At 68.7% G+C, this 22,552-nt stretch carries 21 protein-coding genes; 9 read left to right on the top strand and 12 right to left on the bottom strand.

From position 1 onward, the window contains the following. Positions 1 to 176: 176 nt before the first annotated feature. On the top strand, positions 177 to 1,406 hold the full coding sequence (locus ACFYMC_RS19760) for a GDSL-type esterase/lipase family protein (protein WP_388526740.1): 1,230 nt from the start codon (positions 177 to 179) through the stop codon (positions 1,404 to 1,406). A gap of 436 nt (positions 1,407 to 1,842) precedes the next feature. Here the strand turns inward: ACFYMC_RS19760 and ACFYMC_RS19755 are convergent, their stop codons facing one another. From ACFYMC_RS19755 to ACFYMC_RS19725, 7 genes are all read right to left on the bottom strand, one after another. Then, a complete protein-coding gene (locus ACFYMC_RS19755) occupies positions 1,843 to 3,237 on the bottom strand; it encodes a nucleobase:cation symporter-2 family protein (protein WP_388526737.1) in 1,395 nt (464 codons plus the stop codon). A gap of 314 nt (positions 3,238 to 3,551) precedes the next feature. Continuing rightward, complete coding sequence (locus tag ACFYMC_RS19750; RefSeq protein WP_388526734.1) at positions 3,552 to 4,955, bottom strand: 8-oxoguanine deaminase; 1,404 nt, start codon at positions 4,953 to 4,955, stop codon at positions 3,552 to 3,554. Positions 4,956 to 5,169: 214 nt separating this feature from the next. Continuing rightward, positions 5,170 to 6,093 carry a factor-independent urate hydroxylase gene (gene pucL, locus ACFYMC_RS19745; RefSeq protein ID WP_388526731.1) on the bottom strand — a complete coding sequence of 308 codons (924 nt, stop codon included), beginning with the start codon at positions 6,091 to 6,093 and terminating at the stop codon, positions 5,170 to 5,172. 5 nt (positions 6,094 to 6,098) lie between these two features. After that, entirely contained in the window at positions 6,099 to 6,488 is a 390-nt protein-coding gene (uraH, locus tag ACFYMC_RS19740; RefSeq protein ID WP_388526728.1) for a hydroxyisourate hydrolase, read from the bottom strand. A 7-nt stretch (positions 6,489 to 6,495) separates the two neighbouring features. Continuing rightward, positions 6,496 to 7,002, bottom strand: coding sequence for a 2-oxo-4-hydroxy-4-carboxy-5-ureidoimidazoline decarboxylase (gene uraD / locus ACFYMC_RS19735; RefSeq protein ID WP_388526725.1), 507 nt, complete (start codon positions 7,000 to 7,002; stop codon positions 6,496 to 6,498). A 176-nt stretch (positions 7,003 to 7,178) separates the two neighbouring features. Next, positions 7,179 to 7,556 carry a helix-turn-helix domain-containing protein gene (locus ACFYMC_RS19730; RefSeq protein ID WP_388526723.1) on the bottom strand — a complete coding sequence of 126 codons (378 nt, stop codon included), beginning with the start codon at positions 7,554 to 7,556 and terminating at the stop codon, positions 7,179 to 7,181. Further along, a complete protein-coding gene (locus ACFYMC_RS19725) occupies positions 7,553 to 7,801 on the bottom strand; it encodes a thiamine-binding protein (protein ID WP_388526721.1) in 249 nt (82 codons plus the stop codon). The genes ACFYMC_RS19730 and ACFYMC_RS19725 overlap by 4 nt, the downstream gene beginning before the upstream one ends. 124 nt (positions 7,802 to 7,925) lie before the next feature. On the opposite strand from ACFYMC_RS19725, the gene ACFYMC_RS19720 reads away from it, so the two are divergent. The 3 genes from ACFYMC_RS19720 to ACFYMC_RS19710 all read left to right on the top strand — a co-directional run bounded on the left by ACFYMC_RS19720 (position 7,926) and on the right by ACFYMC_RS19710 (position 11,376). Next, complete coding sequence (locus ACFYMC_RS19720; protein WP_388526718.1) at positions 7,926 to 8,759, top strand: TIM barrel protein; 834 nt, start codon at positions 7,926 to 7,928, stop codon at positions 8,757 to 8,759. A gap of 38 nt (positions 8,760 to 8,797) precedes the next feature. Next, positions 8,798 to 9,709, top strand: a complete 912-nt coding sequence (locus ACFYMC_RS19715; protein ID WP_388526714.1) for a 2-hydroxy-3-oxopropionate reductase — start codon at positions 8,798 to 8,800, stop codon at positions 9,707 to 9,709. 209 nt (positions 9,710 to 9,918) lie between these two features. Further along, positions 9,919 to 11,376 (top strand): catalase, encoded by a 1,458-nt coding sequence (locus ACFYMC_RS19710; protein WP_388526711.1) that lies wholly within the window; start codon positions 9,919 to 9,921, stop codon positions 11,374 to 11,376. 943 nt (positions 11,377 to 12,319) lie between these two features. Here the strand turns inward: ACFYMC_RS19710 and gcl are convergent. Then, positions 12,320 to 14,098, bottom strand: coding sequence for a glyoxylate carboligase (gcl, locus tag ACFYMC_RS19705; RefSeq protein ID WP_388526708.1), 1,779 nt, complete (start codon positions 14,096 to 14,098; stop codon positions 12,320 to 12,322). A 259-nt stretch (positions 14,099 to 14,357) separates the two neighbouring features. On the opposite strand from gcl, the gene ACFYMC_RS19700 reads away from it, so the two are divergent. Together ACFYMC_RS19700 and ACFYMC_RS19695 are read left to right on the top strand one after the other, a co-directional pair. Beyond that, positions 14,358 to 15,194 (top strand): hypothetical protein, encoded by an 837-nt coding sequence (locus ACFYMC_RS19700; protein WP_388526706.1) that lies wholly within the window; start codon positions 14,358 to 14,360, stop codon positions 15,192 to 15,194. A gap of 166 nt (positions 15,195 to 15,360) precedes the next feature. Continuing rightward, positions 15,361 to 15,849, top strand: coding sequence for a glutathione peroxidase (locus ACFYMC_RS19695; protein ID WP_388526704.1), 489 nt, complete (start codon positions 15,361 to 15,363; stop codon positions 15,847 to 15,849). 125 nt (positions 15,850 to 15,974) lie between these two features. Here the strand turns inward: ACFYMC_RS19695 and ACFYMC_RS19690 are convergent, their stop codons facing one another. From ACFYMC_RS19690 to ACFYMC_RS19680, 3 genes are all read right to left on the bottom strand, one after another. Beyond that, positions 15,975 to 16,430 carry a GNAT family N-acetyltransferase gene (locus ACFYMC_RS19690; protein ID WP_388526701.1) on the bottom strand — a complete coding sequence of 152 codons (456 nt, stop codon included), beginning with the start codon at positions 16,428 to 16,430 and terminating at the stop codon, positions 15,975 to 15,977. Between the two features lie 207 nt (positions 16,431 to 16,637). After that, entirely contained in the window at positions 16,638 to 18,179 is a 1,542-nt protein-coding gene (locus tag ACFYMC_RS19685) for an AMP-binding protein (RefSeq protein WP_388526698.1), read from the bottom strand. A gap of 299 nt (positions 18,180 to 18,478) precedes the next feature. Next, positions 18,479 to 19,615: a winged helix DNA-binding domain-containing protein gene (locus tag ACFYMC_RS19680; RefSeq protein ID WP_388526695.1), complete on the bottom strand. Its 1,137-nt coding sequence runs from the start codon at positions 19,613 to 19,615 to the stop codon at positions 18,479 to 18,481. Positions 19,616 to 19,747: 132 nt separating this feature from the next. Between ACFYMC_RS19680 and ACFYMC_RS19675 the strand changes: the two genes are divergently transcribed. The 3 genes from ACFYMC_RS19675 (at position 19,748) to ACFYMC_RS19665 (ending at position 22,204) form a co-directional block, all read left to right on the top strand. Further along, entirely contained in the window at positions 19,748 to 20,908 is a 1,161-nt protein-coding gene (locus ACFYMC_RS19675) for a magnesium and cobalt transport protein CorA (protein WP_388526692.1), read from the top strand. 313 nt (positions 20,909 to 21,221) lie between these two features. Next, positions 21,222 to 21,521, top strand: a complete 300-nt coding sequence (locus tag ACFYMC_RS19670; RefSeq protein ID WP_388526690.1) for a hypothetical protein — start codon at positions 21,222 to 21,224, stop codon at positions 21,519 to 21,521. After that, complete coding sequence (locus ACFYMC_RS19665) at positions 21,518 to 22,204, top strand: restriction endonuclease (protein WP_388526688.1); 687 nt, start codon at positions 21,518 to 21,520, stop codon at positions 22,202 to 22,204. The genes ACFYMC_RS19670 and ACFYMC_RS19665 overlap by 4 nt, the downstream gene beginning before the upstream one ends. A gap of 131 nt (positions 22,205 to 22,335) precedes the next feature. Here ACFYMC_RS19665 and ACFYMC_RS19660 read toward each other — a convergent pair whose 3' ends face one another. Then, positions 22,336 to 22,515, bottom strand: coding sequence for a DUF6480 family protein (locus tag ACFYMC_RS19660; RefSeq protein WP_388526686.1), 180 nt, complete (start codon positions 22,513 to 22,515; stop codon positions 22,336 to 22,338). Positions 22,516 to 22,552 lie beyond the last annotated feature (37 nt).

The following is a 22,552-nucleotide window of genomic DNA, read 5'->3' as shown; positions in this document are numbered from 1 at the left end:
CACCGGCCTGGAACCGAACGGACGGTCGGCCGTGATCAAAACGAAACCTGCGGATACCTAGCGGTAACAACCTGCGGCGTGCCAGATTCCCGGTTGCCACCGGCCGGCGGTACCCCCACTCATCAAGCCATGCGCTGGAGTCCCCACTCCAGCGTGGCCGAACGCAGGAGTTCCCAGTGATCGGATTGGGCACCGCCAGCAGATCCCACCCACCGCACGGGCAGATCCACACCAGGCCCCGCCGACGGGTCCCCTACCGGGTCCGGGCCATGGGCGCGGTCGCACTCGCGCTGCCGCTCGCGTTCAACGCGCTGTTCAGCGCCACGGCCGCGCGGGCCGCCGAGAGCTCCGGTCGGGGCCCCACCGCCATCGTGACGCTCGGCGACAGCTACATCTCGGGTGAGGCGGGGCGCTGGAAGGGCAACAGCCTCACCAACAGCGGCAACCGCAACGGAACCGACCGGGCCTGGGTCAGCGGCTCCGTATACGACCCGTCCCGCGTCTACGGCGCCACGGCCGCCAACGGTTGCCACCGTTCCGACTCGGCCGAGGTCAAGAGCGCCACCGGCACCACCGAGGCGCTCATCAACCTCGCCTGCTCCGGAGCGGTGACTGACAACGTTTTCCGGGCCTCCAAGGGTGGTGTGGGCTACAAGGGCGAGGCTCCACAAGCCGACCAGCTCGCATCCGTCGCCGCCAGCCACGAGGTCAAGGTCATTGCGCTGTCCATCGGCGGCAACGACCTCGGGTTCGCGGACATCATCGAGACCTGCGCCAAGGACTTCATCATCTGGTACTCGTACTGCTACGACGACCAGCAGCGCGAGGTCGACGCCAAGATCAACACCGTGATGGCCAAAGTGGGCAAGTCGGTAGACGAGATCCGCGCCGTGATGACTGCTGCGGGTTACGGCGCCGATGACTACCGGATCGTCCTTCAGTCCTACCCCTCACCGATCCCCCGCGCCTCCGAGAACCGCTACTCCGAGCACGACTGGAGTCGCTGGCGCAGCGGCGGTTGCCCGTTCTGGAACCGGGACTCGGACTGGGCCCGGGACCAACTCGTGCCGCAGATCGCTGACCGGCTGAAGGCCGTGGCCGCGGCCAAGGGAACTCAGTTCCTCGACCTGCGGGACGCCCTCCAGGGGCGGGAGGTGTGCGCCAAGGCGAGCAAGCACGTGAGTTCCTCGGCACCCGCGTCCGCGGGCAGCAGCGAGTGGGCCCGCTGGATCGACAGCACGGAGACCCAGAGCTTGATCCAGGAGTCCATGCACCCCAACTACTACGGCCAACTCGCGCTGGGTCGCTGCCTCACGCTCGTCTATGCCAAGGGTTCGGGCAACCACAGCTGTCGCAACACGGCTGGCGGGGACCGCAACGGGATGTATCTGACCTCACTGCCGTAGAACTCGTTGGTCTCAGGTCGCGAGGAGCCGGCTCATGTGGCATCCGGCGGCGCGGAAGCTCGCGCCGCCGGATCCGACCGGCGCCGAGCGGTTGGTGCCTGACGGGTTTCCGGAGAGGCCGAGACCTGGTCGTCCTCGTACGGTGTCGGACGAGCAGGTCGTCGATCCGACCGTCCGGCCCTCGGAGGCAGCAGCCCGAGGGCGCCGCTCACTGATCGACATGTTCGTTGCCGAGGAGGACGGGGCCGTGGCCGTCGACCGGGCCCACGGCGTGATGGGTGGTGCTCGTGCGCCCCGTCCCGGCTGCTGCTGCGTTCACCGGAACCGGCGGGACGGTGCCCGCGAGGTGAACCCATCGCGCGGTAGACGGTGTTGCACGGTCATCGAGTACCGGTGACCGTGCAACATCACATGTAGAGGTGTACCTGCTTTGGCCTCAGTGCGCCGCCGCCACCTCCGGGGCGGCAGCCGCGGACTTCCTCGACCCCAGGTGGTTGAAGGCCAGGTTCAGCGCGATGGCCACCACACAGCCGGTACTGATGCCCGAGTCGAGGACCACGAGCAGGTCCTCGGGGAAGGAGTGGTAGAAGTTCGGAGCCGCGATCGGGATGAGCCCCACGCCCAGGGACGCGGCCACGATGAGGGCGTTCTCCCCCTTCTCCATCGAAGCACCCGCCAGTGTCTGGATGCCGCTCGCGGCCACCGAGCCGAAGAGGACGATCCCGGCGCCGCCGAGCACCGGCAGCGGCACCAGGGCGATCACCGAGGCGGCGACCGGACAGAGCCCCAACAGGATCAGGATGCCGCCGCCCGCCGCGACCACGAACCGGCTACGGACCTTGGTCATGGCGACCAGGCCGATGTTCTGGGCGAAGGCGCTACACATGAACCCGTTGAAGAACGGGCTCAGCGCGCTGCCGAGGGTGTCGGCTCGCAGCCCGCCCTCGATGGTCCGCTGGTCGGCCGGCCGCCCGACGATCTTGCCGAGGGCGAGGATGTCGGCGGTCGACTCGGTCATGCAGACCAGCATCACGATGCACATCGAGATGATCGCAGCGATCTGGAACTGCGGGGCTCCGAAGTGGAACGGCGCGGGGAAGCCGACCAGATCGGCCTGTCCGATTGCGGAGAAGTCCGTGATTCCCACCGGTATCGCGATCAGGGTGCCGGCCAACAGCCCCAGCAGGATGGCGATCTGCTGGAGGAATCCGCGAAGCAGCTTGCGCATCAACAGGACGATCACGAAGGTGAGGGCGGCCATCGTGACGTTGGTCGTCGAACCGTAGTCGTCAGCAACGGAATTGCCGCCCTGGGACCAGTTGAAGGCCACCGGCAACAAGGACACGCCGATGAGCGTGATGACTGTGCCGGTGACCACCGGCGGGAAGAAGCGCACCAACTTGCCGAAATAGGGGGCGGCGAAGAACCCCAACAGTCCGGCGACGATGATCGCGCCGAAGATGACGGGGATGGCGCTCTCCCCCTCGCCCTTGCCAATGGCGATCATGGGGGTCACGCCCGCGAAGGACACCCCGTTGACGAAGGGGAGCTTGGCTCCGACCCTCCAGAAGCCGAGGGTCTGAAGGAGCGTGCAGATACCTGCGGTGAAGAGCGAGGCGCCCATCAGGAACGCCGTTTGGCTTGGGGAGAGCCCCACCGCGGGTCCGACGATCATCGGCGGGGCGACGACCCCGGCGTACATGGCGGCCACGTGTTGGAGGCCGCTGGTGAACATCTTGAGCGCAGGGAGGGTCTCGTCGACCGGGTGCTTCTCCTCCGCTTCGGCGGATGCGGCAACTACGTCTTTGCGGAACCTGGGCCATTGGGCCACGGCTTCCTCCGGTCGGTTACGCGTCGGCGGGGACGCGGGTGTCATGGAGGTGGTGCGAAAACGGTGCGGATCGTTCCGGGCGGTGCTGGTGGTGCGGACGACGAAGGAGGGGTGTGGGGGACGGGCGCGTCGCCCGGTGGTTCGTCTCGCGTGGGTATCCCGCGTGTTGGGCGCCACTGGTGTCACGAGTCACCACGCCGGGGGGTGCGGAGTATCGATGGTCCGCACCCCCCGGTGTGGTTGCCGCGGGCCCCGCTCGGGCCCACGGTGCCGGTCGAGGGCCGTCCCCCCCGACCGGACTCCAGGGATCCGGATCAAGCTTGGGCGGCGATCCGGGCCAGACGCCGGGCCTCGTCCCGAGTGGAAAGGGCGATGGCGTCCTCATCGGCGAACAGCAGCCGGTTGTCCTCGACGATCTGCCTGCCGTTGACCAGCGAGAGGGTGACGGGGGCGGCAGCGCCGAATACCAGCGCGGTCACCGGGTCGGCGATGGAGGAGTGCGCGAGGGTGCTCAGGTTCCACAGGACGAGGTCGGCGAGCTTGCCGGCTTCGAGGGAACCGATCTGCTCAGCGCGCCCGAGGACCTGAGCGCCGCCGTAGGTGCCCAGGCGCAGCGCCTGGCGGGCGTTGAGCGCGCGCTCGCGGTGCACCGGGTTGAGTCGGTTGATCAGCAGGGCGTTGCGCAGCTCGGTGTGGAGTTCGCCGGATTCGTTGGACGCGGTGCCGTCCACACCGAGACCGACCGGAACTCCCGCGGCGAGCATGTCAGGAACGCGGGCGATTCCGGCGGCCAGGCGGGCGTTCGAGGACGGGCAGTGGGCCACGCCGGTCTTGGTCCGGGCGAAGGCGGCGATGTCCGAGTCGTTCATGTGGACGCTGTGCGCCATCCACACGTCCTCGCCGAGCCAACCCGTCGACTCGAAGTAGTCGGTCGGGCCCATGCCGAAGAGCTCATGGCAGAACTTCTCCTCCTCGACGGTCTCGCTGCCGTGGGTGTGCATCCGCACACCGAGTCGGCGAGCGAGCTCGGCGCCCTGCGCGAGGAGTTCGGTGGAGACCGAGAAGGGAGAGCAGGGGGCGACGGCGACCTGGGTCATGGCGTCGAAGGAGGCGTCATGGTGCTTGCGCACGGTTTCCTCGGTGGCGGCGAGGGCGCCGTCGAGGGTCTCGACCGCGAAGTCCGGGGGCAGGCCGCCGTCCTTCTCACTGCGGTCCATCGAGCCGCGGGCGAGGGTGAAACGGACGCCCACCTCCGAGGCGGCGCGGATGATCGCGCCGGACAGGTCTCCGGAGCCCCGGGGGAAGACGTAGTGGTGGTCCATCGCGGTGGTCACACCCCCGCGGGCCATCATGGCCAGGGAGCCCTGGGCGGCGGTGTAGGCCATCTGCTCGTCGATGCGCGCCCAGGTCGGGTACAGCGCCACGAGCCAGTTGAAGAGGTTGTGGTCGGTGGCCAGGCCGCGGGTGATCCACTGGTAGAAGTGGTGATGGGTGTTGACCAGGCCCGGAGTGGCCAGATGGCCCGTGCCGTCAATGTGGCGCACCACGTTTTCGAGGCCTGCGGGAGCCCGGCCGGCACCGACGGATTCGATCCGGTTGCCGGCGACGACGACGTGTCCGCTGGCGTACTCGGTGTCGTTGGCGTCGACCGTCGCGACGGCGCAGTTCTCGATGACGATGCGCTCGACCGTGCTGTCAGGGGCTGCCGATGCGGCCATGGCTCTGTCCTCGTGCTTTCGGTGGCGGTTCGGGCACGGCAGGGCCCACGGATTTGAGTGCCGGATGCAGGGGCCTGACAGCTGACAGTACTGCCGCCCCGTGGGGTGCTCCGGGTGCCGATATGCAAGAAGCAGGGGGTGTCGCGGGGGCGTCCCGGGGCCTCGCGGGTCCCGGGACGCGTGTACCTCTGGTGCGAGGCCTGGGGCCGGGGGATCAGAGGTTGGTCATGTCCACGGGAATGCGCGCGTCGACGCCGTCCCGCAGGACCGTGGCCTCGATCAGACCGTAGGGCCGGTCCGCGGCGAAGTAGACCTCGTTGTCGTTCTTGAGACCGAAAGGTTCGAGGTCGACGAGGAAGTGGTGCTTGTTCGGGAGCGAGAAGCGGACCTCGTCGATCTCGGAACGGTGGTTGATGATCCGCGAACCCATTTGGTAGAGGGTCTGCTGGAGAGAGAGCGAGTAGGTCTCCGCGAAGGCCTGGAGCATGTGCTTCTTGGTCTGCTCGTAGGACTTCTCCCAGTTGGGCATCCGCTGCTCGTCGTCGGTCCAGTTGAACCGCCAGCGGGCTGACACCTGGGTGGCCAGGATGCGGTCGTACGCCTCCGGAAGGGTGGTGTACTTGTCCTTCACGTAACCCCAGAACTCGGAGTTCGTGGAGTTCATGACCACGAGGTCCTTGAGGCCGGAGATGACCTCGAAGTTCGAACCGTCGTAGGTGATCTGGGTGACCCGGGTCTCCTGGCCCTGGCGGACGAAGGAGTGCTTGACCTGGTCGGCGCCGATGAACTTGGAGTTGGCGTCCGAGGTCGCGATCCGCTCCCAGGAGTACTCCTCGATCCGGATGCGCGCCCGGTAAATGGCCTCCTGGCTGGTGACGAACCAACGCGCGAGGTGGATGCCGAACTGTTCGGCGGACTCGATGCCGTGCTCCTTGGCGAAGGCGTACACCGTGTTCTTGGTGGTGTCCGTCGGCAGGACGTTGGCGTTGGAGCCGGAGTAGTGGACGTCGTCCATGTCACCAGAGAGGGCGACCGAGACGTTCAGGTCCTTGATGTGGTGGGTGTCGCCGTCCCGCGTGATCTTGACGACGCGGTTCTCTGCTTTGCCGTACTGGTTCTGGCCGAGAATCGTGGGCATGTCTGCTAGCTCCCTCGGTAAACGGAGTAGCCGAACGGGTTGAGCAGCAGCGGTACGTGGTAGTGCTCGCCCGGGTTCACCGCGAAGGTGATGGTCACCTCGGGGAAGAACGCACCGCTGTCCCTTACGCGGGGGGCGTCCTGCTGCGCCTCGGCTTGCTTCTTCGAAAAGTACGTCTCGGTCTCGAAGTCGAGACGCACGTGGGTGGTGCCCTCCGGCAGCGCCGGAAGGTCCTTGCAACGCCCGTCGGCATCGGTGGCGCTGCTCCCCAGGGCGGTCCAGTCACCGTCGGGGCCGGAGCGGGCCGACAGCGAGATGGCGACGCCCTCGGCGGGGCGGCCGATGCTGGTGTCCAGGATGTGAGTGGACACCGAGGCCGTGGTCTGGGTGCTCATGCTCTGGTCACTCCCCTTCTACGAGACGGGTCAGACGGATTCGGTTGATCTTGACGAGCTCACCGCGGGCGATCTCCCGCTCCCGCTCGGCAGAGTTCTCGATCCGGAGCCTGACCGCGTCCCGCATCTGCTCCCCGGTCGCACCGGTGGCGCAGATCAGGAAGACGTGACCGAACTTCTCCTGGTAGGCCAGGTTGAGCTCCAGCAGTTGTGCCTTCAGCTCCTCGGAGGCACCGGCCATGCCGCGCTGTTCACGGGCGGAAGTGGGGTCTCCCGGCTTCGGGCGGCCGATCGGCGGGTGACCCGCCATCGCCTCCTGCAGGTCGCCGGCGGTGAGCTCGCCCATCGCGGCGTCGCTCGCGGCGAACAGCTCGTCGGCGCTGGCGTACGGGCGCCGGGCGAGCAGTCTGCTCACCCAGGCCGAGCTGGCACAAACCTCGTGGAGCGCGGCCTGGGCCTCGTGCTCCACCAAGGTGTTGAACCGGGCGAGGCCGGATGTCGGACTCGAAGTCACGGGAAGCCTCCGTGGCCTTGTGCTTGGACGGGCTGGGCATAGCTAACGCCCTCGACAACACGGCGTCAACACTTTGTTGAATTTTCCGTGCGCAGAAAGCCGCCGCCCAGGGCGCTCGGGCGGCGGCTCTTGATCTCGGGCCGGTGGGGGCGGTCAGGTGCTCCTGACACTCGGACTCAGCCGCCCCGGCTGGCGTTCTCGCGGTTCAGGTAGTTGTAGACGGTGAAGCGGCTGACACCGAGGGCGCCGGCCACGGTCTCCACCCCGTGCCGCACCGCGAAGGCGCCACGCGCCTCCAGTATCCGCACCACCGACTGCTTGGTCTTGCGGTCGAGCGCCGACAGGGCCATGCCGTGCTGGCGCTCCAGCGCGGCGAGGATGTGGTCCAGCGAGTCGGACAGCTGAGGCAGCCGCACGGCGAGCAGGTCCTGCCCCTCCCAAGCCAGCACCACGTCGTCGGGCCGAGCCCGGGAGGGGTCCACCATCTCGCCCCCCATGGCGTCGACCAGCGGTTTGACCGCGGCGACGAACGGATGGTCGCGCAGCTCGCTCATCTGGCCTCCTGAATCACGTTGACCTGCAGCGAGACGCGCGTAGCACCCGCCGCGAGCGATTCACGCAACAGTGCACCCACGGCTCGCAGCACCTCGTCGGACTCGCCCTCCGCGGTGTTCCCGAAGGGGCCGACGTCCACCGCGTCGAGCCGGGCCTCCTGAATAACGTCCCGGGCAGCCTCGGCGTGGGCGGGCGCCTCTTCGAGATCGAAGGGCTCGGTCGTGAACTCCACTCTCAATCGCACGCGGCCAACCTACTGCCGGTTCGCGTTTTTCCGGCAGCCCCCACTTGACACCACCACCGAGCTCCATGCAGTCTTCCATCAAGCAGAAACAAACTTCCGCAATACGGAAGGAGCGCCGCCCCTCATGGGATACACGGACCAGCGCTTCGATGTGAACCTTTCGATCCTCTACACGGAACTCCCGCTCCTGGAGCGCCCGGCGGCTGCCGCCGCTGCGGGCTTCACCGCGGTCGAGCTGTGGTGGCCTTGGATCGAGACCCCGACCCCCGACCAGAGTGAGCTCGACGCCCTCAAGGAGGCCCTTGAGGACGCCGGCACCCAGCTGGTGGGCCTGAACTTCTACGCCGGCCAACTCCCCGGACCCGACCGCGGCGCCCTCTCGGTGCCCGGCGAGGAATCGGACCGCTTCCGCGCGAACATCGACCTCGCCGCGGACTTCGCACAGTCGGTGGGCTGCAAGGCCCTCAACGCCCTCTACGGCAACCGCGTCGAGGGCGTTGACCCGACCGCCCAGGACGAGCTGGCCCTGGAGAACCTCGTCCTCGCGGCCCGCGCCGCCGACCGGGTGGGCGCCGTCCTGCTGATCGAGACCCTCAACAAGCCCGAGTCGCCGCTCTATCCCCTGGTGAGCGCGGAGGCCGCGATCGAGGTCGTGGACAAGGTGAACGCGGCAACCGGCCTGGGCAACGCCAAGTTCCTGCTCGACCTTTACCACCTCGCGATGAACGACGAGGACCTCCACGCGGTCATCACGAAGTACGCCGACAAGACCGGACACGTCCAAATCGCGGACAAGCCCGGCCGCGGGGCCCCCGGCACCGGTGGGCTCCCGCTCGAAGAGCTCCTCGACCAACTGGCGCAGGCCGGATACGAGGGCTACATCGGCCTGGAGTACAAGGCCGCCGACGCCACCGCATCCTTCGCGTGGCTCCCGACCGAGGCCCGCGCGGCCAAGTGAAGTCGCTTTCCCCCCAGTCTGAGAGAGGCACCACCACCATGAGCAACCCCGCTGGCTCCGCCCCGGCCCTCCCCTCGGTCGCCTGGATCGGACTCGGCATCATGGGCTCCCCCATGGCCGAGAACCTGCTGAAGGCCGGCTACCAGGTCACCGGCTTCACGCTGGAACAGGACAAGCTGGACCGCCTCGCGGCGGCCGGCGGCAGCGCGGCCGGGTCGATCGCCGAGGCGGTCAAGGACGCCGACGTCATCGTCACGATGGTGCCCGCCTCCCCCCAGGTCGAGGCCGTGGCGTACGGCGAGGCAGGCATCCTGGAGAACGCAAAGCCCGGCGCGCTCGTCATCGACATGTCCTCGATCACCCCGCAGACCTCGATCGACCTTGCGAAGAACGCCGCCGATAAGGGCATCCGCGTCCTGGACGCCCCGGTGTCCGGCGGCGAGGCCGGCGCCATCGAGGCAGTGCTGTCGATCATGGTGGGTGGTGAGCAGACCGATTTCGACGCGGCCCTGCCGATCCTCGAAGCCCTCGGCAAGACCATCGTCCTGTGCGGCCCGCACGGCTCCGGCCAGACCGTCAAGGCGGCCAACCAGCTGATCGTCGCAGTCAACATCCAGGCCTGTGCCGAGGCGGTCGTCTTCCTGGAGAAGTCCGGCGTGGACCTTGGTGCCGCTCTGGACGTCCTGAACGGCGGCCTGGCCGGCTCCACGGTGTTGACCCGCAAGAAGGACAACTTCCTCAACCGCGACTTCCAGCCCGGCTTCCGCATCGACCTGCACCACAAGGACATGGGCATCGTCACCGACGCCGCCCGCAACGTCGGCGCGGCCCTCCCGGTCGGCGCGGTCGTCGCCCAGCTGGTCGCCTCGCTGCGCGCCCAGGGCGACGGCGGCCTGGACCACTCGGCACTGCTGCGCGCCGTCGAGCGGCTCTCCGGCTCGCAGGTCTAAGCCTCCGGCCCGCCCACCTGGCGGCTCCCCCGGTTTCCGGACGGCGTCGGCGCTGACACCTGTCCTGTCGCGCCCAAGCGTCGACGCCGTCCGGATCACTCCCCGTTCTTCAACAAACTGTTGACGATGCGGTCGCCTGAAATTTAGTCTCCGCATGACGGAAGACGCTTTCCGTCCACCGTCAGCAGGTCCACGTACGGAAGGTCACCATGTCGAAGCGTGTGCTTACGACCGAGTCCGGCGCCCCGGTCGCCGACAACCAGAACTCCGCCACCGCCGGCGTCGGTGGCCCGCTCCTCATCCAGGACCAGCAGCTCCTGGAGAAGCTCGCCCGCTTCAACCGCGAGCGCATCCCGGAGCGCGTGGTGCACGCTCGCGGCTCCGCCGCGTACGGCTACTTCGAGGTCACCGACGACGTCACCGCCTACACCAGCGCCGCCTTCCTGAACGAGATCGGCAAGCGCACCGAGACCTTCCTGCGCTTCTCCACCGTCGCCGACTCCCTCGGAGGCGCGGACGCCGTTCGCGACCCGCGCGGCTTCGCCCTGAAGTTCTACACCGAAGAGGGCAACTACGACCTCGTCGGCAACAACACCCCGGTCTTCTTCATCAAGGACCCCATCAAGTTCCCCGACTTCATCCACTCCCAAAAGCGCGACCCGTTCACGGGCAAGCAGGAGGCGGACAACGTCTGGGACTTCTGGGCCCACGCCCCCGAGGCCACCCACCAGATCACCTGGCTGATGGGCGACCGCGGCATCCCGGCCTCCTACCGCCACATGAACGGCTACGGCTCTCACACCTACCAGTGGACCAACGCCGAAGGCGAGGCCTTCTTCGTCAAGTACCACTTCAAGACGAACCAGGGCATCCGTTGCCTGTCCTCCGAGCAGGCCGCCGAGCTCGTCGGCCAGGACGCGAACTCCCACCAGACCGACCTGCTCCAGGCGATCGAGCGCGGCGTGAACCCGTCCTGGACGCTGTACGTCCAGGTCATGCCGGCCGCCGAGGCGGCTGAGTACCGCTTCAACCCCTTCGACCTCACCAAGGTGTGGCCGCACAGTGACTACCCGCTGCAGCGCGTGGGCCGCCTGGTCCTGGACCGCAACCCGGAGAACGTCTTCGCCGAAGTTGAGCAGTCCGCCTTCTCTCCGAACAACTTCGTCCCCGGCACCACCGCCTCGCCGGACAAGATGCTCCAGGGCCGCCTGTTCGCCTACGCGGACGCCCAGCGCTACCGCCTCGGGGTGAACCACACCCTGCTGCCGGTCAACGCGCCGAAGGCGACCGACGCGCAGAACTACGGCCGCGACGGAGCGATGGCCCTGCGCAACGGCTCGCGCCACGACAAGAACTACGAGCCCAACTCCTACCAGGGCCCGGCCGAGACCGGCCTGGCGCTCGGCGCCTCGTCGGCGCTCTCCGGCCACACCGGCACCCACGCCGCGCCGGCGCACACCAAGGACGACGACTTCTTCCAGGCCGGTGAGCTCTACCGCCTGATGTCCGAGGAGGAGAAGCTGCGCCTGGTGGCGAACATTGCCGGCGGCCTCTCGCAGGTCTCCCGTGAGGACGTCGTCGAGAAGAACCTGGCACACTTCCACGCCGCCGACGCCGACTACGGCAAGCGGGTCGAAGAAGCGGTCCGCGCGCTGCGCGAGGACTGAACAAGCTGCGCCCGGGGACTGACGGGAGGTCAGCCCCCGGGTGCCGGCCCGGACCGAGGACCCGGATGAGGGGTGGTTCACGGTACGGGAGGACGAGGACCGTGGCGGCGAACGAGCCAGTGCGGTGGTACGGGTTCCACGTTCCGTCTCTCGACCTGAGGGAGACGGCGCTCGGGGCGCCCTTCGTTCACTGCCACGGTCCCAGCCATCCACCTCCCCGCAAGACTCCGCCCGGCGGTGCGAACGTCCTGTCGCGCCAGCCTCGTTCCGTCGGGCGGTCATCACATCCCAGCCGAGCGCCGGGTCACGGACGGTCCCGTGACCCGGCGCTCCGCCGTTCCCTCATCCTGGAGGCCGGTGGCTCCTGCGTCTTCGCAACCGGCAGCTCGGCGCACAGACCTGGGCGCTTTGAGCGTGCTTGGCCAACGCGCCTTGAGCAGGGGAGCCGTGTGGAAGCGCCCGCACCCACCCGGGCTCCGTGCCGAACGGGCGCGAAGACGTACGGGGAAGGCCGCTACGCGGGCGGCACCGGCCGACGGTCGGGCGCCACCGGGAGAACCACCCCCACCGCCTTCGCCACCGCGCCGAGGCGAAGGGCTGGACAAGGAACTCGACCCGCTTTCGCACACCAACCTCCCCTCCCGAAGAGCTGCTCCGGGGACGCTCGCCTCGATCAGGTGGCGTACGGGTTCGCAAAGGCTCGTGGTGGATGCGCGTACCGCATGCCCCGGCGGCCACAACCCACTGGCCCTCCCCGGTCGTCGAGACACGGAGCGGAGCGCAGGGCCAGGAATCGGCGTCCGCGCAAAAACGTCGGCCTCCGAGACCACTTCGGGTCTCGGAGGCCGACGCTCCGCGTTGGCTCCCCACGGCGGACCGCGGCTCACGCGGGCCAGCGGTGACAGGAGCGGACTCGGGCCCCGCCGGAGAGGAGCCCGTTCGCTCAGGCCAGTGGGCGGATGGCGGTCGGAGCGTGCCCCGGCTCGGTCGCGAGCTCTTCCCACTCGTTGACCTTGTCGATGTCGGCAGCGGCCATGGAGATGTTGGTGACCCGCTCCAGGATGGCCTCGACCACGACCGGAACCTGGTGCTCCACGGCGAGCTTCTTCGCCTGCTCGAACGCAGCGCCCAGTTCGTTCGGGTCGGTGACACGGATCGCCTTGCAGCCCAGGCCCTCGACGACCTTGACGTGGTCGACGCCGTAGACGCCCAGCTCCGGGGAGTTGATGTTCTCGAACTCCAGATTGACCTGGAAGTTGATGTCCAGATTACGCTGTGCCTGGCGGATCAGGCCGAGGTAGGCGTTGTTGACCAGCACATGGACATAGGGGACGTTGTGCTGGGCGCCGACCGCCAGCTCCTCCAGCATGAACTGGAAGTCGTAGTCCCCGGAGAGCGCGACCACCGGGGTCGTCGGGTCCGCGGTGGCGACGCCGATCGCGGCGGGAACGGTCCAGCCCAGGGGGCCGGCCTGGCCGCAGTTGATCCAGTGGCGCGGACGGTAGACGTGCAGCATCTGCGCACCGGCGATCTGGGAGAGGCCGATGGTGGTGACGTAGCGGGTCTCGGGCCCGAACGCCTTGTTCATCTCCTCGTAGACGCGCTGCGGCTTCATCGGGATGTCATCGAAGTGGGTGCGGCGCTGAAGGGTGGCCTTGCGCTCCTGCGCGGCGGCAGCCCACTGGGAACGGTCCGGCAGGCGCCCCTCGGCCTTGAGTTCCCCGGCCACCTCGACGAAGAGTTCCAGGGCCGCCTTGGCGTCCGAGGCGATTCCGTAGTCCGGGGCGAAGATCTTGCCGATCTGGGTCGGCTCGATGTCCACGTGGACGAACTTGCGGCCCTCGGTGTAGACCTCGACGGACCCGGTGTGGCGGTTGGCCCAGCGGTTGCCGATGCCGAGGACGAAGTCCGAAGCCAGCAGCGTGGCGTTGCCGTAGCGGTGCGAGGTCTGGAGTCCGACCATGCCGGCGTTGAGCGCGTGGTCGTCCGGGATGATGCCCCAGCCCATCAGGGTGGGGATCACCGGGGTACCGGTGATCTCGGCGAACTCGACCAGCAGTTCACTCGCATCGGCGTTGATGACGCCGCCACCGGCGACGATCAGCGGGCGCTCTGACTCCAGGAGGAACTCGATGGCCTTCTCGACCTGCGCACGGCTCGCGGTGGGCTTGTAGACCGGCAGCGGCTGGTAGGTCTCCGGGTCGAAGTCGATCTCGGTGAGCTGGACGTCGATGGGCAGGTCGATGAGGACCGGGCCGGGGCGGCCGGAGCGCATCAGGTGGAAGGCCTGCTGGAAGACCCCGGGGACCTGGGCGGCCTCCAGGACGGTCGTTGCGGCCTTGGTCACCGGCTTGGCGATGGAGGCGATGTCGACGGCCTGGAAGTCCTCCTTGTGTAGCCGGGCGACGGGCGCCTGGCCGGTGATGCACAGGATCGGGATCGAGTCCGCGATCGCGGAGTACAGGCCAGTGATCATGTCGGTGCCGGCCGGGCCCGAGGTCCCGATGCACACACCGATGTTGCCCGGGCTGGTGCGGGTGAAGCCCTCTGCCATGTGCGAGGCGCCCTCGACGTGACGGGCGAGCGTGTGCTTGATGCCACCGACGTGCTTGAGCGCGGCATAGAAGGGATTGATCGCTGCGCCCGGAACGCCGAACGCTTGCGCAACACCCTCACGCTTGAGGATCTCCACTGCCGCCGCGGCGGCTGTCATACGAGGCATCGAGTACTCCTGCGATCAGGCTGTTTCCGTAATGCGGAAGATTTGTTCTGCTATACGGAACAACATAGGAGGCCGTTCTGGACCACGTCAAGGCAGTGGCGAGCGACGGAACACACCAAAAGCCGTCATTCATTTGGCGAGTTGCACAATCAGGCGGCCGAGTGGGCCCAAGGCTCGCCCACGGCACCATCGGTGGGAGACGATGGGGCATCGAGTGCGATCGCGCCCGGCGGGCGAAGTGAAGGACAGGGAGGTATCCGTGACGGAACCGGTCCAGGTGCGCTGTCCCACGTGCCGGCGCGAGCACAGCTACGCCCCGCCCACGTTCCCCTGCCCCTGCGGGGCGCCCGTGGCCCCGCCGCTGGACCACGGCACGCAACCCACGCCCCTGCGTCACCGCACCTGGTCGGACTCCTGGGTCAGCGTGCGCTGCACCGCCTGCGGACGGCAGAGCGAATGGCCCCACCCGGAGCTGGGCTGCCCCTGTGGGGCCGTGGTGCAGCTACCCGTACGTCCTGTGGATGCCCGGGACGACACCGAGCAGGACGAGCGGGACGGCGAGGACTCCACGTCCCGGAGCCAGGTGCTCCCGCCCAAGACCCGCGACGTCGGCCATGACATGCGCACTGACGGTGGACCGACCCGCCCCCAGGGCGCGGCTGCCGGCATCCTGCCGGCACCGGGTGCGCAGCGCGTACCTTCGATCCCCCGCCCCGCCTTCCGGCCGGTGACGATCCGCACGGCCAGGGACGCGGTGGCAGCCGCCGCGCTCTACCTGCGCTGGCTGGGGTTCCACGAAGTGCGCCAACCCGATGCGCGCCCCAGCGCCGCGACCGCCGTGGACCTGCGGGCTCCAGGACTGGTGGCACAGGTCGACCCGACGACGATTCCGGTGACGCTTCGCGCGGTGGAGTGCGTCTGGCTGAACGGACTGACGGCCTCCGCGACCAGTGCCTACTTCGCGCTCGCGGGATACACCCATGAGGCCAGAGCCAGAGCGGAGGACCTTCAGATCCCCCTGTTCGTCCTCGACCTCACCGGCACCCCGCAGCCCGTCAACGCGCCGGCGGAGGAATTCCTGCGGCTGGGCGCCTGAGACCGTCCGTCGCTCGGCTCCTTTCGGAGCGCCGGCGGATCGAGCAAAGCCCCGGTCCGTCTCCGGCTTTCAGCAGCACGAGCGGGGGTCCGCGTCGGGGCTCCCGGGGCACCAGGCATCATCGTGGGCGTAGAAGGGTCCACCGCAGTTCGCCGAGGAGTCCGCCTTGAGTCTGTACGACATCCCGCTCACCACCCTGTCCGATGAGCCCACCAGCCTGGCGTCCTTCAAGGGCAAGGCTGTACTGGTCGTCAACACCGCCTCCCAGTGCGGACTGACGCCGCAGTACTCGGGCCTGGCCCGGTTGCAGTTCGCCTACGAATCGCGCGGTTTCACCGTCATCGGGGTGCCCTGCAACCAGTTCGCAGGGCAGGAGCCCGGTACCGCGGAGGACATCCAGACCTTCTGCGCCACCGGCTTCGGCATCACCTTCCCCATGCTGGAGAAGACCGAGGTCAACGGCGAGAACCGCCACCCGCTCTTCGCCGAGCTGGTCAAGACCCCCGACGAGCAGGGTGAGGCCGGAGACGTCCAGTGGAACTTCGAGAAGTTCCTGATCTCGCCCCAGGGCGAGGTGGTTCGCCGTTTCCGTCCGCGCACCGAACCCGAGGCACCCGAGATCATCGCGGCCATCGAGGCACACCTCCCGCTCTGATCTCCGATCGGCCCGTCCCCGGGCGGTGCCGAGCCGATCAGGCACGTCGGCTTGCCACCGCCCGGCCAGGCACCGCCCCCGCCCCGCAGCTGTGGCGAACGTGGGCGGCCCCATGAGCCTTCGCACTACACCAGGCGTGTCATGAACGCACTGTGCGGATCCTCCCGGTAGTCCGCGAAGGGACCGCAGTAGGCGAACTCGAACTTCTCGTACAGGGCGCGGGCCGGCGCGAAGGGCTCCGCCGACCCTGTCTCCAGACTGAGCCGGTGCAGGCCCATCGACCGTGCTTCGCCGATGATGTGACCGAGCAACCGCCCCGCGACCCCGCTGCGCCGCCGCGCGGGCGCGGTGCGCATCGACTTGATCTCCGCGTGCGTCGCATCGAGCCGCTTGAGCGCCCCACAGCCCACCACCACCCCGCCGTCGGTCACCGACCAGAAGGTCACCTCCTTGCGGCGCAGCCCTTCGAGGTCCAAGGCGTGCTTGCTCTCCACAGGAGTCAGGGAGCGCATCTGCCGCACATGTGCCCGGAGGAAGTCAGCGATCTCGGGACCGGAGAGGTCATCTAGTTCGATCTTCATCCGCCGTACCCTCTCATCCGTGTGTTTCCCCCACGTATCGCGCACGGCAGCGCCCTCACGCACGCCGTGGACGAAACCGTAGGCGCCCACTCGTTGAGGCTTCGGCGGAGCCCGCCACCGGACCGCGGTGCCCGGCGTCGAGTCAGCACAACATCGCCACCGGGCCTCGAACCAGCCCCTTCCGCGCAGGGCGGTGCAGCGGCAACTTCAGTTGATCTCACGGTCGAAGCCGGCCCAGTACGGTTGGCGCAGCTTGAACTTCTGGATCTTGCCGGTGGCCGTGCGCGGGATGGCCTCCCGGAACTCGACCGTGGTCGGTGCCTTGTAGCCGGCCATCCGCTCCTTGCAGTGGGCGATGATCTCGGCCTCCAGCGCGGTGGCTCCCTCGACCAGCACCACGAGCGCCTTGATCGTCTCGCCCCACTTCTCGTGCGGCACTCCGATGACCGCCACCTCGGCCACCGCCGGGTGGCTGAAGATGGCGTCCTCCACCTCGATCGAGGACACGTTCTCCCCGCCCGTGATGATGACGTCCTTCTTCCGGTCCGAGATCACCAGATGGCCGTCGGACTCGTCGAACTCGCCACCGTCACCCGTGTGGAACCAACCGTCTTCCAGGGCCGCCTCGGTCTCCTGCGGCTTGTCCCAGTAGCCGTCCAGCACCACGTTCGAACGGGCCAGGACCTCACCGGACTCCGCAACCCGCAACTTCACCCCGAGCGCCGGAAGGCCCGCGCGGGACAGCTTGCGCGCCCGCTCCTCGGCGGGCAACTGGGCGTCGGTCGAACGCGCCCGGTTGAAGGTGAGCAGCGGAGAGGTCTCCGTCAGACCGTAGATCTGGGTGAACTCCCAGCCCAGTTCCTCGTTCACGCGCTGGATCATCCGACTGGGCGGCGGGGCACCCGCGCAGACGATCCGCACCCGTTCCCGCCCGGGGATGGGGCCCCGCCAGGTGGTGGCCGCCTCCAGAACGGCGTTCCACACCGCGGGCGCACCACACATCAGCGTCACCGCGTGCTCCTCGACCCGGCGCAGGATCTCGGCACCGTCGACCTTGCGCAACACCACCTGCTTGACGCCGAGCCCGGCCATCACGTACGGCATTCCCCAGCCGTTGCAGTGGAACATGGGCAGCGTGTGCAGATAGACGTCGCCCTCCCACACCCGGGTGTGCAGGCCGAAAGTCAGGCCGTTGACCCAGATGTTGCGGTGGGTCAGCTGCACGCCCTTGGGGAGGGCAGTGGTACCCGAGGTGTAGTTGATGGTCGCCGTGGCATCCTCGTCCGGCTTCGACCAGGGGCGCGGCTCGACTGCGAAACGCATCAGCTCCGACTCGGTCTGCTCGCCGAGTACGAACCGGTGGCGCGCCTTGACACCGGCGAGTGCGGCGTCGAGCTCCGGATCGACGAGCAGGACCGAGGCCCCGCTCTGCCGCACCACGCACTCCACCTCCTCTGGTTTCAGTCGGAAGTTGACCGGCACGCAGATCCGACCGCTCATCGGCACGGCGAACAACAGCTCCAGCAGGCGGGCCGAGTTGTGGCTCACCACCGCCACCCGCTCACCCTCCGCGACACCCAGCGCATCCAGTCCCGCCTGCCAGGCGCGCACCCGCTCGCCCAGCCGCCCGTACGTGGACTCCGGAACCGGAACCGCTGGCTGACCGGGTTCGTCGACCACACCGGGGCTGGAGGAGAACCCCAGCTCCGCCCTGTCGAGGAAGTCGGCGATGGTCATCGGAACGCGCATGCTCTCTCCTGTGTCCACAAACAACGACGACATGGGACCCGCAGCCACCCGGCGGGGGCCCAGTCGGCGCCCTCCCCTGGTGATCACCCAACCAACCGCAACGGGAGCCGAATGTCACCCGGTTCGGCCAGCTGAGGCGATCCTCACCCGCGCGCGCCTACGGGCCCGGGTCGAGCACCGGCCCATGGGCGTGGTCAGCGCCCCGACGCACCGGCCGTACACCTCGTCGAGCCACCGAGGACCAGCAGGGGCGTGCGGGACACAACCGCACGGTCGGCGCGCCGTCGACACCGGCGTCCTCAGCTGGATGGTGGGGCCGCCAGGGGCCCGAACCGCACCCGGCGTCCTCCCGCCGGCGACATCGTCCCCAGCAGTCGTTCCCCCTCCGCCGCTACCTCCTCGGTCTGCGCCTCAGTGAAGGCCCTGAACGCCTCGACTGTGAGCACGGCGGCCCCGCCCTGCTGCCGAAGGTTCCAGATGCCGGCGAGGAAGCCGTCGACCAGGAGGGCCCGATTGGGGACATTGCCCTTCCACAGACGGCCCTTCGCTTCGGCGGGAACGATCCGGGTGCGATCCCGGTGGGAGAGCAGGACATTGTCGTACTCGGGAAGGAAACGGGGCGGGGCGGGGGTGTCCTCGTCGGGGCGCGGGGCTTCAGGCAGGTCGAAGAGCTCGACGCCGCCCTCGTCCCGGAAGACGACCAACTCCGACCGCAACCGCTCGAAGGCGGGGCGGAGCCCGGTCAACCCCGACCACCTCTGCATGTCCTGGACGGACGCAGGTCCGAAGGCCGCGAGATACCTGCGTGCCACCTCCTCGATCGGGGCCGGCTGCGCATCACGGTCGTCCTGCCCCAGCCACTTACCCAGCGTCGTCAGACGCACCTGACCGCTGCTGCCCCAGACCCCGCGAGGCGTGACCTGCACGAGCGGGAGCCCACAACGCACGGCGACGAACAGGGACTGCGGGTCGGCCCCGGGCCACCTCACGCGCATCGCCTCGCGGATCTGAGCCGGGGTCCGCGGCTCCTCCTCGACCAGCGCACGGGCGAGCGTGAGCAGCCTCTTGTGGTCCACCCCGGCCAGCCCTTTGCGGAACTGCTTCACCTCCCGGTCCCGGGCCGGCTGAACGGTCGCACTCAAGGCGCGGGCATCCGTCGCGGTGTGCGCGTGGAGAGTGGAACGCAGGGTCACGATCCGAACGACCCGGCGGGACTTGATGAGCTCGGCCAGTTCGTCGGTCCCGAAATCCGCGATCCGGGCGAGCAACTGGTAGTAGGGAGGCTGGACGCTCTGCGCCTGGAGCCCCACCAGGTAGGCGACCGCGTCCTCGGCACCCATCCGCTCGCGACGGAGCAGCAGCTGCCGGGCGAGGGTGGCACGGTTGAGGGCGCGGCGGCCGAGCAGCGGCGCCGGGGGCTTCGCGTGCGAGGGCATGGCCTCACGCTACTGAGCCTTGCGGACGGGGCCTGTCCCCTGCTGGCTCGGGAAAGTACCGATATCCTGCACACCAGAGAACCGACCGCGTCTTTTTGCACCAGTTCGAATCCCGCAGGGAGGTGAGCCTCGATGCCCGAGCGCCGCATCCGCCCCGGTCCATCCGTCAAAGGGACCCGGTGGCATCGCCCCCCTGCCCGCCCGCCCCTACCACCCACCCACCACCGCGAGCCCGAGGCAGACCCCCGGGGCGAGTCCGTAACCGAGGACCGCCGCAGCGTGGTCCAGGCAGTCGTCTACCAGGGCGGCCACCGGGTGCACGCGCCCGACACCCTCACCGAGACCTTCCGTCGGCTCCGCGAACAGCCGGACAGCATGGCCTGGATCGGGCTCCACCGCCCCAGCGAGGAAGAGCTCCACTCCCTCTCCCAGGAGTTCGACCTCCATCCGCTCGCGGTGGAGGACGCCCTGGAAGCCCACCAGCGCCCCAAGCTCGAACGCTACGGCGACACCCTCTTCGTCGTCCTGCGCGCCGCCCGCTACCTCGACGACGCCGAAGAGGTCGCCTTCGGCGAACTACACGTCTTCGTCGGCCCGGATTTCCTCATCACGGTGCGCCACGGCGCCGCACCCGACCTCTCCGACGTACGCCACCGCATGGAGCAGAGCCCCGAACTCCTCGCCCTCGGACCCGAAGCCGTCCTGTACGCCATCCTGGACGCCGTCGTGGACGGCTACGCCCCGGTCGTCGAAGGCGTGCAGACGGACATCGACGAGATCGAGACGGAAGTCTTCCGCGGCGACCCCACGGTCTCCCGACGCATCTACGAACTCTCCCGCGAGACGGTCGAGTTCCAGAGGGCGACCCGCCCCCTCATCGGCATGCTCCACGGCCTCATGGCCGGCTTCGCCAAGTACGGCACGGACGAGGAACTCCAGCGGTACCTCCGGGACGTCGCCGACCACGTGACCCACACCAGCGAACGCGTGGACGGCTTCCGCCAGGCCCTCACCGAGATCCTCACCGTCAACGCCACCCTCGTGGCACAACAGCAGAACGCCGAAATGCGCACCCTGGCCGAGGCGGGCTTCCAGCAGAACGAGGAGATCAAGAAGATCTCCGCATGGGCCGCCATTCTGTTCGCACCCACGTTGGTGGGAACGATCTACGGCATGAACTTCGAGCGGATGCCGGAACTGAACTGGGCGGCGGGCTACCCCTTCGCAATCCTGCTGATGGCGGTGGTCTGCGTGAGCCTGTACGTCATCTTCAAGAAGCGCGACTGGCTGTAGCGAACCGGCGCAGAAGCTTGATCCACTTACCGTAAGCGGACTGCGGACCGTACCCCCACGGGCCCCGTGGGGAGAATCCGGGGAGCATGCGCGGCAAGGCGACGGCCAAGACGCAGCGTCGCCACTCACCAGGGGGCGGCGCCCGGCGCAGTCGTCACCGACCGCGCCCCTCGGGAACAGGCCATTCGGTACGCCCTGCATTCCCACAGCGTGACACACAGCCGGAAGCCCTCGACGCAGGCCAGCGGGCCATCAAGCCTGCCAGGCATTCCCGAAGACATGGCCGACTTACGCCCTTGCCGACCGCACGATCATGACGGTGCATCAGGTTCTGTCAGTGGCCGCCGCTACAACCGAACTGGAGGTCCGCACGGCGCGGGCCGATGGGGAGGGATTCAGCATGCCGAAGGTTCCCGACGGATACGTGCGCGTACGAAGCCAACTCCGCCGCAAGCCGGTCCCGAAGTCCGCCAAGGGCCTGAGCGTCTGGGTAGTCGCCGGCCTGTGCGCGGTGGTCTGGCTCTGGGGCCAGGTCTTCGGGTTCGGCGAGAGCTCCGCCGAACAACAGCCCGCGCCGAAGCCGGCCGTCTCCGCGCCGGCGGGCGGGCAGTGACGGCCCGGCGGCGGCGAAGCATCCGGTGGCGACCGCGCAGTACCGCAGACGTCCTGGGTGCGGTAGCCGTTGCCCTCGCGCTCGCGGTCGCCCTGGCACAGGCCGCATCGCACCTTCTGACGAAGGCCGCCGAGGCCTGGCCGTTGCTGATCCTGATCGGTCTCGCCCTCGCCGTCGGTTCGGCCTTCCTCCGGATACGAAGCTCCCGCCGGAACCGCGCGGACAGCGCGAGGCTGGCGCGCCTGCGCATCACCTTGTCCGAGTTGGACGCGATGGGCGACCAGCAGTTCGAGTACGTGCTGCGTGACCTCCTCGTCCGCGACGGCTGGGCGGCCACGAAGGTGGGCCGGGGCGGGGACCAGGCCGCGGACGTGATCGGCGTCCTGCTACCCCTTGGACGGATCGTGGTGCAGGCGAAGCACACCAGCGTCGGCGGCAAGGTCGGCTCGTCGGTGATGTACCAGGTGAAGGGCACCGCTGGGCCCGCGCACAAGGCGGACCACGCGGTCGTCATCACCAACGGCTCCTTCACCCGCGACGCCATGGCCTGGGGCGACCGCCACGGAGTCCACTGGATCGACCGCGACCGACTCGACCAGTGGGCCCACAAGGGCAAGCCCCTGCACGAACTGCTCGGACTGCCCTCCCGGCGCCCCCGCCTGCCCTGGCGCCGGGCGGCATGAGACGCAGAGCCCGACCCGCCGGGAACGGCGGGTCACACCGCGCTTGCTCCACCGCTCGGACTGCCCCGCACCTCGCCCCCCGACCGGCGCAGGTAGTGGCGGTGGCGTCGTAGCCGGTCCACCCAGCTGCGTCACCATCCGACAATCCGGGCGGCGAAGAAGCCGGCGAACAGGACGGCGCCTGCTGCCACCAGGAACAGCAGGACTCCGGGGTGTTCCCACAAGCCGCCGTCGGGGCGTTCCTGGTGGGCGTCGGCAGTGCTCCCCTCGGCGGGCGGGGTCTCTTCCGGCGGGACTCGCTGGGCGCTCATGGCTCCTCCCGGGATGGTCGAGGTGGGCGTACTCCCG

The sequence above is a fragment of the Streptomyces sp. NPDC006879 genome, assembly GCF_042869595.1.
Classification (GTDB): Bacteria; Actinomycetota; Actinomycetes; order Streptomycetales; family Streptomycetaceae; genus Streptomyces.
Note: the sequence above shows the minus strand (reverse complement) of the source record. Positions and strands in the feature narration are given on the sequence as shown.

Bases quoted from the DNA above. Each gene is read 5' to 3' on its own strand.
- ACFYMC_RS19730 (WP_388526723.1), bottom strand. From the start codon at position 7,556: ATGAGCGAGCTGCGCGACCATCCGTTCGTCGCCGCGGTCAAACCGCTG.
- ACFYMC_RS19675 (WP_388526692.1), top strand. From the start codon at position 19,748: ATGCCCGAGCGCCGCATCCGCCCCGGTCCATCCGTCAAAGGGACCCGG.
- ACFYMC_RS19750 (WP_388526734.1), bottom strand. From the start codon at position 4,955: ATGGCCGCATCGGCAGCCCCTGACAGCACGGTCGAGCGCATCGTCATC.
- ACFYMC_RS19680 (WP_388526695.1), bottom strand. From the start codon at position 19,615: ATGCCCTCGCACGCGAAGCCCCCGGCGCCGCTGCTCGGCCGCCGCGCC.
- gcl (WP_388526708.1), bottom strand. From the start codon at position 14,098: ATGCCTCGTATGACAGCCGCCGCGGCGGCAGTGGAGATCCTCAAGCGT.
- ACFYMC_RS19670 (WP_388526690.1), top strand. From the start codon at position 21,222: ATGACGGTGCATCAGGTTCTGTCAGTGGCCGCCGCTACAACCGAACTG.
- pucL (WP_388526731.1), bottom strand. From the start codon at position 6,093: ATGCCCACGATTCTCGGCCAGAACCAGTACGGCAAAGCAGAGAACCGC.
- ACFYMC_RS19720 (WP_388526718.1), top strand. From the start codon at position 7,926: ATGGGATACACGGACCAGCGCTTCGATGTGAACCTTTCGATCCTCTAC.
- ACFYMC_RS19660 (WP_388526686.1), bottom strand. From the start codon at position 22,515: ATGAGCGCCCAGCGAGTCCCGCCGGAAGAGACCCCGCCCGCCGAGGGG.
- uraH (WP_388526728.1), bottom strand. From the start codon at position 6,488: ATGAGCACCCAGACCACGGCCTCGGTGTCCACTCACATCCTGGACACC.
- ACFYMC_RS19710 (WP_388526711.1), top strand. From the start codon at position 9,919: ATGTCGAAGCGTGTGCTTACGACCGAGTCCGGCGCCCCGGTCGCCGAC.
- ACFYMC_RS19690 (WP_388526701.1), bottom strand. From the start codon at position 16,430: ATGAAGATCGAACTAGATGACCTCTCCGGTCCCGAGATCGCTGACTTC.
- ACFYMC_RS19685 (WP_388526698.1), bottom strand. From the start codon at position 18,179: ATGCGCGTTCCGATGACCATCGCCGACTTCCTCGACAGGGCGGAGCTG.
- ACFYMC_RS19715 (WP_388526714.1), top strand. From the start codon at position 8,798: ATGAGCAACCCCGCTGGCTCCGCCCCGGCCCTCCCCTCGGTCGCCTGG.